The organism is Ruegeria sp. A5, from assembly GCF_056543005.1.
Genome location: NZ_JBQGAV010000026.1, coordinates 1 through 876 on the forward strand (window position 1 = coordinate 1; position 876 = coordinate 876).

At 57.0% G+C, this 876-nt stretch carries 1 protein-coding gene; it reads right to left on the reverse strand.

Going from position 1 to position 876, the window contains the following annotated elements; genetic code table 11:
* Positions 1 to 106: 106 nt before the first annotated feature.
* A partial coding sequence (locus ACR0AY_RS21160) for an IS3 family transposase (protein ID WP_480454558.1) occupies positions 107 to 876 on the reverse strand: 770 nt, incomplete at its 5' end.

Genomic DNA, 876 nt, shown 5'->3' on the forward strand with positions numbered 1-876 from the left:
ATCATCGCCAGACGTAACGCCTCATCATCCTTTGGCGCTGCGCGGTATTGCAGCGTGCTCCGCGCCAATCCAATCACGCGACAGGTGCGCCTGTCCAGCCCCAATTCTATGGGCCAGTTTTGAGCAAGGTTTCTGGAACGGGCGGTCGCATGTTTAGAGCCTGATGGGGTCTGACACGATTGTACTGTCTAAGCCAGGTATTGATGACGATCTGAGCCTGTTTGGTGGTGTGGAACCATTCTGCGTTGAGGACTTCCCGGCGCAGAGTGCCATTGAAGCGCTCGTTGTATCCATTCTCCCAAGGTGATCCCGGGTAGATTTGGATCGGCTTAATGCCCACCTTTCTTAACCAGGTCTGCAGGGCCGTTGCGATGAACTCCGCGCCGTTGTCGGAACGGATGTGTTCGGGCTTCCCGTGCCGCAATAAGAGTGGGTAGAGCGCATCCAGCACGTCTGCGCTGTTCATCTTCGGCTTGACCGCTACGCAGAGCGCCTCACGGGTATACTCATCCAGCACCGTCAGCATCTTGTAGCTCTGTCCGTTGCTCAGCTTGTCGTGGACAAAGTCAATGCTCCAGATGTGATTGGGATGTTGCGGTCGGAGCCGGATGATCGAGCTGTCCTTGTGGTACAGCCGTTTGCGTTTCTTGTGCCGTTGTGGGAGCTGCAAGCCTTCTTCGCGCCATAGTCGTTCGATCTTTTTATGATTGACTGCCCAGCCTTCGACACGCAGCAGCTCGGCGACCTTGCGGTAGCCGTAGCGCCCATACCGTTTGGCCAATCGGATCATCGCCAGACGTAACGCCTCATCATCCTTTGGCGCTGCGCGGTATTGCAGCGTGCTCCGCGCCAATCCAATCACGCGACAGGTGCGCC